The organism is Planctomycetota bacterium (assembly GCA_016872555.1).
In the GTDB taxonomy this organism is placed as follows: domain Bacteria; phylum Planctomycetota; class Planctomycetia; order Pirellulales; family UBA1268; genus F1-20-MAGs016.
Genome location: VGZO01000026.1, coordinates 25189 through 41126 on the forward strand (window position 1 = coordinate 25189; position 15938 = coordinate 41126).

The following is a 15938-nucleotide window of genomic DNA, read 5'->3' on the forward strand; positions in this document are numbered from 1 at the left end:
CACTCTCGCTTTTGCGCGCACGGCGGCCCGCACGGAAAAGACTGCTCGACGATCGACTGGACATCAGCGGCTCCTTGAAAAGAAACGATGAATTGGCAGGTGAATGGGGAAACGGACACGAAAACGAATCGAAGACGGTGGGGCCTGAGGACGCGCGACGGGGCAACCCCGGCGCGCGGCACTCCGGCGGATCAGGGGGGCGGTCCCGCGGCGCGCGGCCGGGCACGACGCACCCCGGGTGGGCCGTGCGCGGTCGCCCCCGCTCGGGGCGACGACCCACGAGTTCGGCTGGTCCGGCGCGCAGACGCACCCTGTGTGGAGAACGACGGCGAGCGATCATCAAGGGCTCTTGGCATGGGGCATGACGCCGCCACTGCCAGCACCCGCGCACGCGTCCACGGCGCGCCCACTGCTGCCGCCAAACCTCCCTCTCGCGCGGCCGGAAGCCGGGATCACCACGTCCTGGCACCGTCGCCGCGCGTGCCTGCATGCCAGCCAATGCCAGGCTGGAGACAGGCCACGGGAACGAACGCCGGTCGGGGATCGGGCAGGTCCGCCAGGGCGTTGCTCACGCAGGGAGCAACGAATCAGCGAACAACCGCTTCACGCCACGAGGAGAAAGTCGCTTGGCAACGGCTAGCAGGCCGGAGCAAACGCTTGTGCGGGTGCTTGCAGGAGCGGTTCCAGAACTTCCCGAAATACCCGGCCCTGCAAAAACCGTGGCAGGTACGACGGGGGACCTGGAGATGTGACCAAAAGCCTTCGGAGCGCCAACCCCCTCCGTGGAACGATTCGCGTGCCGTTCCTTCCCGGGTTTTCACCGGCAGTCACGTCATCCCAGATCCCACGCGCCGGTGAACACCGCATAAAAGCCGAGCAACGCGTTGGTCGTGGCGTGGGCGACGATCGCGTCGACCAGTTTCCGCCTGTGGTAGAGAGCCGCGGCAAAGGCGACGCCCGCGAGCGTGGCCGGAAACCAGAGTTGCACCCCGTGGAACAATCCAAATGCCAGCGACGACCCCAGAAACGACACCCAGGTGAACGAGCCGATCGGCACCTGCTCGGCATCCTCGGACATCAGCCGCCGCGCGAGGAACCCGCGGAAAGCAAGCTCCTCGGCGATCGGGACCAGGATCATGTAGCCGATGAATCGCATCAACAGCCACGCCGATCCCCAGCCGAGCCCGAGCTGGGCCGGATCGAGGCTGGCGGCCGTCTCGGGATCGGATGGCGCAAGCAGCATCCACATCACGCACGTCAGCCCGCCGAGCGCGACCGCCACCGGCGATAGCGTCGCCTCCCGCCAGCGGAACTCGTGCCGGAGGTTCCACAGGACGGCGGCGATCGCGATCACGCGGAGCGGATACCCCTTGCTCAGCGTGCCTTTCTCGGCGAACAGCTCGGTGAGGATCGTCGAAGCGAGCATCGCGAGGAACGGAAACAGGCAGGCGGCCACCGTCGGACCGTACGTCGGCGCCGTGGCCGACGCCGCTCGGACAGCCGCGGCTGTCGCCGCCGTCGAACCCGGAACCCCGCCCGTCGCGTGTTCGTCCTCGACCGGCAGCGTGAAAAACGGCATCCGCGATGCGGCGGCGATGATCCCCAGACCGACGACGAGAAACGCCACCCAGCCGGCCTGCGAGTGGAAGCCGTCGACGGCGATCTCCGGTGAGATCCAGATACCGACGAGGATCAGGGCGGTGATCCGCACGATATTCGACAGGAAGATCAAACCGATCCCGAGCGGAAACAGGAGGAACGACTGGGGAAACCGGTGGAGTCTCCTGAACCACCACAGATAGCCCGAGAACAGGAGGATGATCAGCCCGATCCCCTGGTAGCCGCTGCAGCCACCGTTCACCTTGACCGTGAAACCCTCGATGCCGATCGCCATCGGCTCGGGTCGAATGACCGGGGCCCCGGCGAAAGGACCGAGGAGGAATTCGACCGCGTTGACGGTCGGACCGCCGGTCAGGTTCCAGAATGTGTCGGTGAACGAATCGGTAATCGCCATCCCGACGGCAACCAAGGCGGCGGCCAACATGGCCCCCAAGACTGTCGACCGGACATCGACCCCGGCGGGCAGCAACAGGCGCCACGACGCGAGCCAACCGAGCGTCAGCACCGTGATGAGAATCGCCGCGTTAAATTCGCCGATCAGCGGCCGAATTCCTCCGCCCCGCACGGTGATGAGAAAACCGAACAGCGCCAGGAACGCCGCTGCCTGACCGAGCAACCGGGGGATCGCGATTGCTGCGCTGCGGTACGCATCGCGGTGATTGCGAACGTGCGCTTGGAAGATGACCGCCGACGCCAACCCGATGATCATCAGTTCCTTCCGGAGGAAACGTCGCCCGAACAAGACCTCGGAGGCAGAGAGGAACTGCTCACGGACCACCCGATCGAGCAGTGCCAGTTCCAGCGCCAGAAGTGCCAGGGCGATCACGCTGGCAGCCCAAGGGCGGTCGCGGAGCGACGGCTGGGCGAGCGGTGGCACGGACGACATGGGGCGCCCTCGATCTGGCTCCAGCGTCCAACGACAGAAGTGTCGCCGAAGCCAACCTTTACTCTAGCACCCGCGCTGCCGCGTTGCGGTACACCCGCTCGTGCCCGTCGGCCATCGCCGCTGGCGAATGGTGCGACCGCGCGTGGGCGTGGGCCGCGCGGCCCATCCGCGCCGCCAGCGCCGGATCGTCGGCGAGGAGCAGCAGCACACTGTGGAGGTCGGCCACGTCGCCCGGGGCGTGGAGCAATCCGCGGGCGGTCGCCAGGTCGTCGCCGACATACTCGGGAAACGCCCCGTGTCGCGGCGCGACCACCGGCAGCCCGGCCGTGAACGCTTCCAGGACCGGGATCCCCTTGGCCTCGGGATGGACCGTCGGCATCGCGAACAGATCGACCTCCGCCAGCAGCGCGAGCTTTCCAGCCCGGTCCACCTGCCCGCGCCATTCGAACCGGTCGGCGATGCCCAGCGCCGCCGCCCGGCGCCGGCAGTCGTCGAGGTAGGGCTTCTCGGCCGCGATCGTCGCCCCGGCGGCGACGAGGCGCACGTCGTGCGTCGCGGAGAGGATCGCCACCGCCTCGATGAGGACCATGAGCCCCTTCTCAGGGCAGGCACGGGCGAGGTACCCGACGCGTAGCGCCCCACCGGCGCGCCGGGCGACCAGGTCGGGGGGCTCGGGCGGATACCCGTCCGGATCGACGCCATGGGGGACGACCGTGATCCGCTCTCTCGGCACGGCCAAGGCGTCGGCCATGAAGTCGGCGTAGAAGCGATTGAGGGCCACGAAGGCGTCGACCTCGGGGGCACGCAGCCGCAGCAACTCCCAGACGCGCGTGCGGTGCGGCTCGGGAAGCTGGTCGATGAAGATGTCCTCCCCGGAGAGGCTGCAGATGACCGCCGCGCCGGTGGCGGCACGGACCCGCCGCGCGACGCCGAGGAGGAGGACGTTGGAGAGGTGGACCACGTCGGGCCGCCCGCCGGTCACCGAGCCGGCGGCGAGCAGCGCGGCGAGCCGCTCGACCTCCTTGCGCTGGTGCCCTTGCTCGCCCTCCAGCGACGAGACCGTCAGGCCCCCGAGGTCGGCGGCCTTGGTCGCACCGGTGCGTCCCGACAGCCAGGCCAGCAACCGCCGCGAGTCGAACAGCCGGTCGACGAGCGCCGGCGTGTGCCGGAACAGGGGAACGTGCTCCTGGAGCCAGACGTTGACGCCCCCCATCACGATCGTCGGCGCGGCGACGTTCTCCTCGTCGGTCGTCGTCGGCACGTAGGCCGGGAGCAGGACGGCGTCGCGACCGCGCTGCCGCAGCGCCCGGACCAGCGCGTTGTCGTGGAGGCAGGAGCCGCAGATCCTCCCTCCGGCGCCGGCGGTGACGTGAACGATCTTCATCCCCACCCTTTCAGGCCCGGCCGCGGCCGTCGAGGTGGACGAGCACCAGGGCCAGATCGGCCGGCGTGATCCCGCTCACCCGGCTCGCCTGCTCCAGCGAGAGCGGCCGGACCTTCTCCAGCTGCTCCCGCGCCTCGGCGCGGAGATGGGGAACGGCGCCGTAGTCGAGGCCGGCGGGGATCGGCCGGTCGCCGAGGCGCCGCCGCCGCTCGACCTGCTCGCGCTCGAGCGCCTCGTAGCCGGCGTAGCGGATGTCGGTGACGACCTGGGTGACGATCGCCTCGGGTACCGCCGCCAGCGCCGGCGCGACCGCGACGCAGTCGGCCCAGCCGGTCTCCGGACGGCGGAGGAGGTCGAGGAGCCGCACGCCCCCCGAGCGGTGCGCCGCGAGCACGGCGCGGACCGCGGCGATCGCCCCCTCCGTGGTCCGCAGGCGCTCGGCGCGGACGGGATCGACGAGCCCCGCCGCGATCCCCACCGGGGTCATGCGCCGGTCGGCGTTGTCGTGGCGGAGGGCGATGCGGTGCTCGGCGCGGCTGGTGAACATCCGGTAGGGCTCGTCGACGCCACGCGTCACCAGGTCGTCGACGAGGACGCCGACATACGACTCGTCGCGACGGAAGACGAGCGGGGCGCGGCCGGCCACGGCCAACGCCGCGTTGGCCCCGGCGACGAGCCCCTGGGCGGCCGCCTCCTCGTAGCCGGTCGTGCCATTGATCTGGCCGGCGAGGAACAGCCCGGCCACCGGCTTGCTCTCGAGCGAAGGCCCGAGTTGGTCGGGAGGGCAATAGTCGTACTCGACCGCGTAGCCGTAGCGCATGATCCGCGCCCGCTCCAGCCCCGGGACCAGGGCGATCATCGCGTCCTGCACGTCGCGCGGCAGGCTGGTGGAGATGCCGTTGACGTAGATCTCGTGGGTCTGGCGCCCCTCGGGCTCGAGAAACAGCTGGTGGCTGTCGCGCTCGGCGAAGCGCACGACCTTGTCCTCGATGCTCGGGCAGTAGCGCGGCCCGCGCGAGCCGATCTGCCCGGTGTACATCGGGGCGCGGTGGAGATTGGCCCGGATCAGGTCGTGGACCGCCGGAGTGGTGCGCGTGATCCAGCAGGGGAGCTGGTCGCGGTCGATCCGCCCGGTGAGGAACGAGAACGGCTGCGGTGGATCGTCGCCCGGCTGGACCTCGAGCCGCGAAAAATCGATCCCCCGCGCCGCCAGGCGGCAGGGCGTGCCGGTCTTGAAGCGGCCGATGCGGAATCCGGCGCGGGCCAGGGCCCGGCTGACGCCCGACGTCGTCCCCTCGCCCGCCCGGCCGCCGGCCGTCCGTGCCTCGCCGGTGTGCATCACCGCCTGGAGGAACGTTCCGGTGGTGAGCACGACGGCCGCCGCGCGGTACTCGGCGTCACCGCGCACCGAAAGGCCGACGACCCGCCAGCGCGGGCCGCCGTGGAGGGGGGCGGCGATCGGCTCGAGGAGCAAGTCCTCGACCGTCTCCTGGCGGAGGTCGAGGCCCGGCGTCTCCTCGACGATCCGCTTCACCTCGTGCTGGTAGGCGCGCTTGTCGGCCTGGGCGCGCGGCCCGTGCATCGCCGGGCCCTTCGAGCGGTTGAGGACGCGGAACTGGATCGCGGTCGCGTCGATCGCCCGCGCCATCACGCCACCGAGCGCGTCGACCTCGCGCACCAGCTGCGCCTTGCCGACGCCGCCGATCGCGGGATTGCAGCTCATCTGGCCGACGGTGTCGCAGTTGGCGGTCAGCAGCACCGTCCGCGCGCCGGCCCGGGCGGCGGCACAGGCCGCCTCGACGCCGGCGTGGCCCGCCCCCACCACGAGCACGTCGGCGTCGTAACGGCAGCCCATCGTTCAGCCCCGCGGCAGCGGCTTGATCGCCTCGACGCCGTCGAGCTCGGCCGCGCCCGCGGCGTCTCCGCGGAGCACGATCTGCCAGCGCCCCTCGTCGCCGTCGAGGTGCCAGCGCCCCGCCAACCCCCCTTCCCCGTCGTACATCCCGACGTAGTGGACGACGTGGGCGTTGCGGTAGCGCTTGACGATCGCCACCGCGCCCCGCGCGTCGATCGTGCCTTCGAGGGTGAACGGGGCGACGAGGTCGCGCCCCTGCCCGCGGACGACCCCGGCGGAGATCGACAGCGAGAGCGGCTCCATCGCCTGCCGGCCGCGGTGCTTCTGCTCCCACCAGCCCTGGGCGCGGCGCCCCGCCCCGCCCGCGCCCGACTCGTGCCCGTTCATCGCGATCTGCTCCTCACCGGGGATTCCGGAACCCTCCCCGAGTCTGCCAGACGGCACGCGGCGTCGCCACGCTCGGGACGGGTGGCGGCCAACCCCTTCAGGCCGCGGCCCGCGCGGGGGGTTCGAGCTTGAACAGGGCGAACAGCTCCGCCACCGTCAGGCCGCTGGCCGCCGGGGAGCCGGCTTCCGAGAGGATCGTGTCGGAAAGGTCGCGCTTGCGGCGGAGCACCGTGTCGATCCGTTCCTCGATCGTGTCGAGGGCGAGGAACCGGGTCACCGTCACGGCGCCGGCCGCGCCGATCCGATGGGCGCGGTTGATCGCCTGATCCTCGATCGCCGGGTTCCACCAGCGGTCGAAGAGGAACACGTACTGGGAGAATTGGAGGTTGAGCCCGACCGCCCCGGCGCCGTAGGAGAGGAGGAGGACGCCGTGACGCCGGTCGTGGCGGAAGCGCTCGATCGTCTGATCGCGGACCGCCGTCGACAGCCCGCCGTGGTAGACGAGGGCGTTGAACCGCTCCAGATGCCGCTGGATCCGGTCGAGCGTGCCCACCCACTGGCTGAACACCAGCGCCTTGCGGCCGCTGGCATGGATCTCCTCGAGCTCGGCCTCGAGGCGCTCGAGCTTGGCGCTCTCGCCGGAATGGGTGTCGAAGTTGCAGATTTGCTTGAGCCGCAGCACCAGCTCGAAGACGTGCTGGATCGCCGCCTCGTGCCCCATCCCCGCCAGCCGCAACACCCCCTCCTCCTCGGCCAGCCGGTAGGTCTCGCGCTGCTGCGGCGTGAGCTCGATCCCCTCGTCACGGTCGAGACGCGGCGGCATGTCGGTGAGCACCCGGTCCTTGGTGCGGCGCAGCACGTGGTCGGCCACGGCACTGCCGATCGCGCGCGGGTTCATCCGCTCGTGGAGGTGCCCCGGGGCAACGTATTCGAACAGCCCGACGATGTCGTCGGCCGAGTTTTCCACCGGCGTGCCGGTGAGGGCCCAGCTGCGCCCGCGGCGCAGGGCGCGGACGGCCTGGCTCGTCTGGCTGGAGCGATTCTTGATCCGCTGGGCCTCGTCGAGGACGACCAGATCGAACGATAACCCCAGCTCGGCGACGAGATCCCGGTCGCGGACGACGACCTCGTAGTTGGCGAGCTTCACCGGCACGCCGGGAAGCGACCACTGCCAGCGGCGCCGGGCCGGATCCCCCTCGATGACCGCGACGAGCAGCTCCGGCGCCCAGTCGGCCAGCTCGCGCGCCCAGTTGGAGACCAGCCCCTTGGGGCAGACGACGAGCACCTGCCGCGCCTGCCCGGTGCGCACCAGGAGCCGCAGCGCCGAGATCGCCTGCATCGACTTGCCCAACCCCATCTCGTCGGCCAGCACGGCGGCGTGCCGCGGCACGAGGAACGCGATGCCGTCGAGCTGGAACGGAAACGGCGTCCGCGGGAAATCGAGGTGGCAGGTGTCGAGGAGCGTCTCGAGATCGGGCTGGAGCAGATAGAAGAAGCGCTCCGCGAGCTTGACGACGTCGCGCGGCGGGGCGATCCGCGTGCCCCGCGCCCGGGGTGGCCGCGGGGCGGCGGGCCGGGCCGGCACCGGCCATACCGGGGGCGGCGGCGGAGCGGGTGCTGCGGCGGCGACCGGAAAGCTCCGCACCGTCACCGCCGGCAACCGGTCGGGAAGCGCGAGAGAGTGGACCACCGGGCGGCCGTCGAGCACCGGCACCGTCAGCACGGCCGCGGCCGGCAGACAGGGCTCGTGGCGGATCACGGCGGCCGCGGGGAGGGCGAGGGCGGGCGCGGCGAGGCTGCGCAGCGACGGCCCCGGCGGGGTGGTGGGAAGTTGCATGCCGGCGCGATCAGTGCCGCTGTGCTTCGTCGATCGCCGCGCGGATCCGGCCGAACGGCTCGTGGAGATCGACGGCGCGGGCGAGCATCTCGAGGGCCTCGCGCCACCCGTCGTCGGCCCGTGTCGGCGGCGGAATGACCGCGGCCCCGCCGAGAACCATCGTGCCGGGACGATCGCCGTCGGGCGTGGTCACCAGAGCGACCGGCAGATCCGTCTCGGTACGGACCGCGAGCATCGTCTCGAGGTCGGTGACCACCAGCCGCGGGGTCACCGTCGCTCCGCCGAGGAGCGCCGCGCCGAGATGCCGGCCGTGGAGCTGCCCGGGGAGCGTCGCCCCGTAGAGGATCTGCTGGGCGCGCGACACCTTGACGGGCGTCGTGCAGTGGAACTCGATCGGCCGACCGCAGCCATCGACGAGCAGGTAGCCGCCGAGGCAGCCGTGGGTGGGAGTGTCGACGGCGGTGAGAAACCCGATCACCGGGTCGTCCGGCCGCTGGTCGAGGGCCCGCTGCATACCGGCTCGAATCCTCCGCACGGCGGCGGGGTACCTTCCCGCCTGCCCCTGTCATCGGGTCGGCGGGAACCGGTCTTGAATGCCCTGCCCGGAGCCGCCCCGTCGGCCGGCTGGGGCATCCGGATGGCTTGACGGCCGGAGCCGGCCGCGTTGCGGGGGTGAACTGGGGGAACCCTGACGCCTGCCATGGCGGCGGAGGGCGTTACAATGATCGAGCCGGTCCGCCGGCGTCCGCTCGGCACGAAGGGACACGCGATGCAGGATCCGGTCACGGTCTTCACCCAACTCGACATCTCTTCCGGGACGGTCGCGTCCGGCCAGACCGGGGCTGCCGCCCCTCCCGGTGGCGACGAGGTGGTAAGGCTGCTGCGGGAATTGGTCGCGGCCCAGCAGAAGACCACCGAGCAACTGGGCGAAATCGCCGGGTTCCTCGCCCAGCAGCAGCGCCAGCGGCTCGCGGAATTGAAGGCCTGGAAGGACGCCAATCCGGAATTGTCGCGTTCCTGCCGCCTGGCCGCCGAATCTCTGGCCCGCGTCCACACCGAGTTTCTCGGCAGCATCGCCCGTGAGGCCCGGGAAAACGCCGAGGATTTCGCCGACAGCGAGTTCGCGCTCGGCGAATTCATCGACCGCTACGGCCCGCGGCTGGCGCACTTCAACGCCGTGCTGCAATTGTTCGCCCAACTCGGCGGACCGCAGTCGCCGGCCAATCAATCCGGCTCCTGACGGAGCCCCGCCCCCCGTTCCGCTGCCCCCGCCGCGTTCGTCGCCCGACAAGGAACCCCACGATGGCGTCCCAGTCTTCGGTCGCAGACAAGCCCCCGGTGTTCGCCGTCGCGCCCCCCGCAGCGGTCGCCGAGGCGCGCGCGGCCCTCGACGCCCACGTCGTCGAGATGATGGCCTGGCATTTCCACGAGTCGACCGGATGCCCGTTCTGGCTCGACTACGCCCGCTCGCTGCCGTTCGACCCGCTCCAGGACGTCAAGGGGTTCGCCGACCTGCGGAAGTTCCCGCCGTTCGAGGACGAGTGGCTGCGCGGGGGGCCGGTGCGGCGCTGGGTGCCGAAGGGACTCGCCGACAAGCCGATATACGTGTTCGAGACCGGCGGCACGACGGGAGTCCCCAAGTCGCGCGTCAACCATCGCGATTTCCGCACCGACTACGAGATGTTCAGCGACACGCTGCCGGAGGAGTTTTTTCCGCGCGGGGCCAACTGGCTGATGCTCGGGCCCTCCGGTCCGCGGCGCCTGCGCCTCTCCATCGAGCACCTCGCCCAGCACCGCGGCGGGATCTGCTTCTGCGTCGACCTCGACCCGCGCTGGGTGATCAAGCTGATCCAGAAGGGCTGGATGGAGCACCTCGAGGCCTACAAGCAGCACTGCATCGACCAGGCGATCACGATCCTCACCGCCGGCCACGACGTGAAGTGCATGTTCACGACGCCGAAACTCCTCGAGTCGCTCGCGCTGGCGCTCGAGAAGCGCGGGACGACGATCCACAAGATGGGGATCACCGGGATCTTCTCCGGGGGCACCGAGTTCACGCCGCAGTGGACCCGGTTCGCGGTCGAGGAATTGCTCGACGGCTCGTACATGACGCCGACCTACGGCAACACGCTGATGGGATTGGCCGCCTCACGGCCGGTGATCCCCGCCGACGGCTACACGATCGCGTACTACGCCCCCCAGCCGCGGGCCGTGATCGAAGTCGTCGATTTCGACGATCCCGATTCGGTCGTGCCCTACGGAGGCACCGGCCGTGTCCGCCTCACGACGCTGACCCACGAGACGTTCATCCCCGGGTTCCTCGAGCGCGACGAGGGGGAGCGTGAGCTGCCCTACGCGAAGTACCCATGGGACGGGATCAGCGGAGTCCGTCCGTTCCGCGCCCTCGCCGCTTCGACGACCGTCGGGGTGTATTGACCCGGTATCGCACTGCCCCCGCGGATCGGCGGCGACCCCCCGGCGCGGCGCCGGGACGCCCGTGGCGGCCGTCCGCCGTCCGTCCCGCACCGCTTTTCCCTGGAGCTTTCCGATGCATCTCCCCGCGTGGCGGTTCGGCAAACCGTACGAGTCGATCGAGCGAACGACGCTCGTCCATTTTCTCAGCGGCGAGCCGGTCGCCGAAGTGAGTCAGGTCGGCGGGGCGCTGGTCGGCCGCGACCTCGGCAAGGCGGCGCGGGCCCGGGAGGCGCTGCTCGCTTTCGAGCCCGAGGAGATCGTCGAACGGCTCCAGACGGCCGGCAATCTCTATGCCCATGGAACGCTCTCCGTGGGCGGCACGCCCCAGTCGCCGGCCGACTTCGTCCGCCAGCAGTCGGCGACCACCGGCCTCCCCGAGTCGCTCTGCCGGGCGAACATGCAGAAGAACCTGTTCGTCCTCTCCAACATGGACCGGATGCTCGACGCGCTGTCGCGCGGCTTGCCGCCCGAGATCCTCTGGAAGGGCTGGGGGCGCGAGCAGCGAGGCGTGGTGGTGAGTTACCAGGCCCAGGCCCCCGTGCTCGGGCTGGTGCTGCCGAGCAACTCGCCCGGCGTCCACACCCTCTGGCTGCCGGTGATCGCCTTGGGGGTCGGCCTGGTGATGAAACCCGGGGGCCAGGAGCCGTGGACTCCCTACCGGATGGCGGCGGCGATGGTCGAAGCGGGGATCCCGGCCGAATGCATCGGCCTCTACCCGGGCGCCACCGACGTCGGGGCGGCGATCCTCGCCAGTTGCCGGCGGAGCATGATTTTCGGCAGTGCCAAGACGGTGGAGCAGTACCGCGGCAATCCGCGCGTCCAGGTGCACGGCCCCGGGTTCTCGAAGATCCTCATCGGCGACGACTGCGTCGACGACTGGGAACGCCACCTCGACCTGATGGCCGAGAGTGTCGCCGCCAACAGCGGCCGGGGTTGCATCAACGCCTCGGCGATCTGGGCCAGCCGCCACACCGAGGCGATCGCCGCCGCCCTGGCGGAGCGGCTCGGACCGATCCCGGTCAAGCTCCCCGACGATCCCGACGCGAAGCTCGCCGCGTTCACCGTGCCCGGCGCAGCCAAGGCGATCTGGGGCCAGATCGAGGCCGGTCTCAAGGCCCCCGGCGTGTCCCATGCCACGGCCCCCTACGGCGAGCGCTTCGTCGAGGGGGAGCGCTGCGGCTGGCTGCGGCCGGTGGTCGCCCACTGCGACTCGCCCGATTCCGAGATCGCCAAGGCGGAGTACATGTTTCCGTTCGTGGCAGTGGTCCGTTGCCCGCAGGAGCAGTGGTTCGAGCGGATCGGGCCGACGCTGGTGGCGACGGCGCTCACCGACGACGCCGCCCTCCAGGCGCGGCTCGCCGACTGCACCGACATCGACCGGCTCAACCTCGGGCCGATTCCCACCACCCGGCTCGACTGGCTCCAGCCGCACGAAGGCAACATCATCGACTTTCTCTACCGTTCGCGGGCCCTCCAGGTCCCCGCGCCGGCGGCTGCGGCCACGGCGTGAGCGGTCCAGGGCACGAGGCCGCAGGAACGCCATGCACCCACCTCCCCCCTCCGCCGCGTCACCGCCCGCCGGCGCCCCGACTCCCTTCGAGATGCGGGCCCCGACACGGCTGGTGGTGGGAGCCGGAACGCTCGGCCGCCTGGGGAGCCTCGCCACCGAGCTCGGCGCGCAGCGCGTGCTGGTCGTCAGCGACCGGGGTGTCCAGCGGGCCGGTCACGCTGCCACCGGCCTGGCGGCTCTCGAGGGAGCGGGGCTGGCGACGGCCCTGTTCGATGAGTTCACGGAAGACCCCGGGAGCGGTGCGGTGGCGGAGGGCGCCGCCCGGGCGCGCGAGTTCCGCCCCGACCTGATCGTCGGCCTCGGCGGTGGTAGTTCGATGGACTGCGCCAAGGGGATCAACTTCCTCGTCTCCTGCGGCGGGCGGATGCAGGATTACCGCGGCCGCCACACCGCGACCGGCCCGCTGCTCCCGTCGATCGCCGTCCCGACGACGGCCGGGACGGGGAGCGAGACGCAGTCGTTCGCCCTGGTCACCGACGACGACACCGGCATGAAGATGGCCTGCGGCGATCCACAGGCGGCGTTCCGGGTGGCGATCCTCGACGTGGTGCTGACCCTCACCCAGCCCGCACGCGTCACGGCGCTGACCGGGATCGACGCCGTGTCGCACGCCGTCGAGAGCCACGTCAGCCGGGCGGCGACGCCCGCCTCGCGCGTCTTCTCGCGGGCCGCGTTCGCGCTGTTGGCGCACGGTCTGCCGCGCGTGTTCGCCGACCCGGCCGATGTCGCGGCCCGGGCCGACGTCCAACTGGCGGCCGCCTGGGCCGGCCTGGCGATCGAGAACTCGATGCTCGGCGCCGCCCACGCGCTGGCCAATCCGCTCACCGCGGCCCACGACGTTGTCCACGGCCAGGCCGTGGGGCTGATGCTCCCGCACGTGGTCCGGTTCAACGCCGCGGCCGGTGCCGACGGGTATGGCGAACTGGCAGCCCACCTCGCCGACGAAGCCGGACCGCCGACGGCGGAGCGCCTCGCCGTGTGGCTCGAGTCCCTCGTCGCAAGCTCGGGGCTCGCCTGCCGGCTGGCCGACCTGGGACTGGCGACGCCCGACGTGACGGCGCTGGCGACCGCCGCGGCCGGACAGTGGACGGCGGGGTTCAATCCGCGCCCCGTGGCGACCGCCGACCTCGCCCTGCTCTACGAGGCCGCCCGATGACGTCGCCTGCTCTGCGGTTTTGTGTGACGGCCACCGCGCTGGCCCTGCTGGTCTCCGTCGCGCTCGGCGACGACACCGAGGCGCCGGCCGACGCCTGGCCCGTGTTCCGCGGCTGCCTCGCCGGAACCGGGCGCTCGGCCACGGAGCTCGCGCTGCCGCTGGCGGAACGCTGGCAGCGGTCGCTCGGCAAGACCGCCGTCGACGCCACGCCGGTGATCGCCGCCGGCACGATCTACGTCGGTGACCTCGACGGCACGTTCCACGCCCTCGCGCTGGCCGACGGCCGTCCGCTGTGGACCGTGAAAGGGGAGAACGGCTTCCCGTCGGCAGCGGCGGTCTCGACCGACGCCGCGGTGCCGGTGGTCGTCGTCGGCGACGGGGCGGGAATCGTCCGTGGGCTCGACCGCACCGACGGCTCGGAGCGCTGGCGTTTCGAGGCGGGGGGGGAGATCTCCGGCGGCCCGACGATCGTCGCCGCCGACGACGGGCCGCGCGTGCTGATCGGCTCGCAGGACGCGACGCTGGCGTGCCTCCGCCTCGCCGACGGTACGGAAGTCTGGCGTCACCAGATCGGCGACCAGATCCGCTGCTCGCCCACGGTCGCCGACGGATTCGTGCTGCTGGCCGGTTGCGACGGCAAGCTCCACGCCATCGACGTCGCCACCGGCACCGAGGCCTCGGCCGTGGCGATCGACGGTCCCACCGGCACGACCCCCGCGGCCGTCTCCGGCCGGGCCCTGTTCGGCAGCGAGGGGGGCGTGTTCTTCGGCATCGACGTCGCGGCCGCACGCGTCGCCTGGCAGGTCGATCCCACCGGCAGCCCGCAGGCCTACCGCTCCAGCGCCGCGATCGCCGGCGACCTGGCCGTGGTCGGGACGCGCGGCCGGGCGCTGGAGGCGTTCGCGATCGCCGACGGATCACGGCGCTGGCGGCACCCGATTCGCGGCCGCGTCGATGGCTCGCCGGTCGTGGTCCGCGTCGCCGGCGGCGGCAGCGCCGTGATCGCCGCCGATTCCGCCGGGCGGATCGTGGCCCTCGATGCCGGCGCCGGGCAGGAACGCTGGCAGTTCGACGCCGGCGTGGCGTTCACCGCGTCGCCGGCCGTCGCCGACGGGGTCCTCGTCGTCGCCGACGGGGAAGGCACCGTGTGGTGCTTCGGCGCGGCGGCCCCATGAACGCGGCGTTCGATCCGGAGCGGTTCCGCCGCGAGGGGAGGGCGGTGGTCGACTGGTTGGCCGACTACTGGGCGACGCTCGCCGACCGCCCGGTGAGCCTGCCGGTGGAACCGGGGGCGGTGCGCCGGCAACTCCCCGCCGCGGCCCCCGACACGCCCGAGCCGCTCGCCGCGGTTCTCGCCGATCTCGATCGGGTGATCCTGCCGGCGCTGACCCACTGGCAGCACCCCGGGTTCTTCGCTTACTTCCCGGCCAGCACCGCTCCGCCGTCGATTCTCGGCGAGCTGCTCGCCGCCGGGCTCGGCGTCCAGGGGATGCTGTGGTCGACCTCCCCGGCCTGTACCGAGCTCGAGACCCACGTCCTCGATTGGCTGGCGGACCTGCTGGGCCTGCCGGCGCGGCTCACCAGCCGCGGCCCCGGCGGCGGCGTGATCCTCGACTCGGCGTCGAGCGGCGTGCTGGTGGCGCTGCTGGCGGCGCGGGAACGCGCCACCGCCGGAATCACCAACGGCGCCGGCATGGCGGCCACCCCGGCGCCGCTGACGGTCTATGCCAGTGCCGACGCCCATTCGTGTGTGGAAAAGGCGCTCGGCATCGCCGGCCTCGGCCGGGGGGCTTTGCGCCGGATTGCCGTCGCTGCCGACGGCGGCCTCGATGCCGCCGCGCTGAGCGACAGGCTGGCCGCCGACGCCGCCGCCGGCTGCCGCCCCTGCCTCGTCGTGGCGACCGTCGGCACGACGGCGCGCGGGGGCATCGATCCGGTGTTGGCGATCGCCGCCGCGGCCGCGCGGCACGGCGCCTGGGTGCATGTCGACGCCGCCTGGGCGGGCACGGCGGCACTGTGCCCCGAATGGCGTGCCGACCTCGTCGCCGGAACCGACGCGATCGACAGCTGGGGCACCAATCCGCACAAGTGGCTGCAGGTCAACTTCGATTGCCACTGCCTGTGGCTCGCCGACCGGGCTCCAGTGGTCCGCGCCTTGTCGGTGAAACCGGAGTACCTGCGGAACGCCGCCACAGAAAGTGGCGCCGTGATCGACTACAGCGACTGGCAGGTGCCCTTGGGGCGGCGTTTCCGGGCGCTCAAGCTGTGGCTCACGCTCCGCCTCACTGGAGCCGAAGCGCTGCGCGGGCGGATCCGCGACCATGTCCACTGGGCCGGATGGTTCGCCGAACGGGTGGCAGCCGACGACCGGCTCGTGCTCCTCTGCCCACCGAGCCTGGCGCTGGTCTGCTTCGCCGCTGCCGGCGGCGACGCCGCCACCACGATCCTCCTCGAGCGGATCAACGCCACCGGCCGGGTGCTGATGAGCCAGGCGCGGGTCGCCGGGCGAACGGCGATCCGGCTGGCAGTCGGCTCCCCGACCACGCGGCGCGAACATGTCGAGGGGGCGTGGGACACCGTCGTGGCGGGCCTGAGCCAGATGCCCGACGGCGCCCCGGACCGCCCCGGGTGACCGGAACGCCCCAGGATGCCCTTTCCTCGGCCGGCTGGAGGGGCGCCTGGTCGCCCGAGGGGGCCCAAAACGGCGGGTTTTGGGGGAGATCTTCCGCCTGCCGCCAAGTGTCGCACCCCAGGGCGGCACGTTTTTC

12 protein-coding genes are annotated in these 15938 nt (G+C 71.8%); 6 read left to right on the top strand and 6 right to left on the bottom strand.

What is annotated here, in order from left to right:
* Positions 1-832: 832 nt before the first annotated feature.
* From xrtE to FJ309_10310, 6 genes are all read right to left on the bottom strand, one after another.
* Positions 833-2506 carry an exosortase E/protease, VPEID-CTERM system gene (xrtE, locus tag FJ309_10285; protein MBM3954984.1) on the bottom strand — a complete coding sequence of 558 codons (1674 nt, stop codon included), beginning with the start codon at positions 2504-2506 and terminating at the stop codon, positions 833-835.
* Between the two features lie 58 nt (positions 2507-2564).
* Positions 2565-3890, bottom strand: a complete 1326-nt coding sequence (locus FJ309_10290; protein ID MBM3954985.1) for a glycosyltransferase family 4 protein — start codon at positions 3888-3890, stop codon at positions 2565-2567.
* Positions 3891-3900: 10 nt separating this feature from the next.
* Complete coding sequence (gene mnmG / locus FJ309_10295; GenBank protein ID MBM3954986.1) at positions 3901-5745, bottom strand: tRNA uridine-5-carboxymethylaminomethyl(34) synthesis enzyme MnmG; 1845 nt, start codon at positions 5743-5745, stop codon at positions 3901-3903.
* Positions 5746-5748: 3 nt separating this feature from the next.
* Positions 5749-6132, bottom strand: a complete 384-nt coding sequence (locus FJ309_10300) for a hypothetical protein (GenBank protein ID MBM3954987.1) — start codon at positions 6130-6132, stop codon at positions 5749-5751.
* Between the two features lie 97 nt (positions 6133-6229).
* Positions 6230-7969, bottom strand: coding sequence for a DEAD/DEAH box helicase (locus tag FJ309_10305; protein ID MBM3954988.1), 1740 nt, complete (start codon positions 7967-7969; stop codon positions 6230-6232).
* Between the two features lie 10 nt (positions 7970-7979).
* Entirely contained in the window at positions 7980-8483 is a 504-nt protein-coding gene (locus tag FJ309_10310; GenBank protein ID MBM3954989.1) for a hypothetical protein, read from the bottom strand.
* A gap of 363 nt (positions 8484-8846) precedes the next feature.
* On the opposite strand from FJ309_10310, the gene FJ309_10315 reads away from it, so the two are divergent.
* From FJ309_10315 to FJ309_10340, 6 genes are all read left to right on the top strand, one after another.
* Positions 8847-9209 (top strand): hypothetical protein, encoded by a 363-nt coding sequence (locus FJ309_10315; protein MBM3954990.1) that lies wholly within the window; start codon positions 8847-8849, stop codon positions 9207-9209.
* 62 nt (positions 9210-9271) lie between these two features.
* Positions 9272-10405, top strand: coding sequence for a hypothetical protein (locus FJ309_10320; protein MBM3954991.1), 1134 nt, complete (start codon positions 9272-9274; stop codon positions 10403-10405).
* Between the two features lie 112 nt (positions 10406-10517).
* Entirely contained in the window at positions 10518-11954 is a 1437-nt protein-coding gene (locus tag FJ309_10325) for an aldehyde dehydrogenase (GenBank protein ID MBM3954992.1), read from the top strand.
* Positions 11955-11985: 31 nt separating this feature from the next.
* Positions 11986-13170 (top strand): iron-containing alcohol dehydrogenase, encoded by a 1185-nt coding sequence (locus FJ309_10330; protein MBM3954993.1) that lies wholly within the window; start codon positions 11986-11988, stop codon positions 13168-13170.
* On the top strand, positions 13167-14345 hold the full coding sequence (locus FJ309_10335) for a serine/threonine protein kinase (GenBank protein ID MBM3954994.1): 1179 nt from the start codon (positions 13167-13169) through the stop codon (positions 14343-14345). Before FJ309_10330 ends, FJ309_10335 begins: the two co-directional genes overlap by 4 nt.
* Positions 14342-15802, top strand: coding sequence for an aspartate aminotransferase family protein (locus tag FJ309_10340; GenBank protein ID MBM3954995.1), 1461 nt, complete (start codon positions 14342-14344; stop codon positions 15800-15802). Before FJ309_10335 ends, FJ309_10340 begins: the two co-directional genes overlap by 4 nt.
* Positions 15803-15938: the final 136 nt, after the last annotated feature.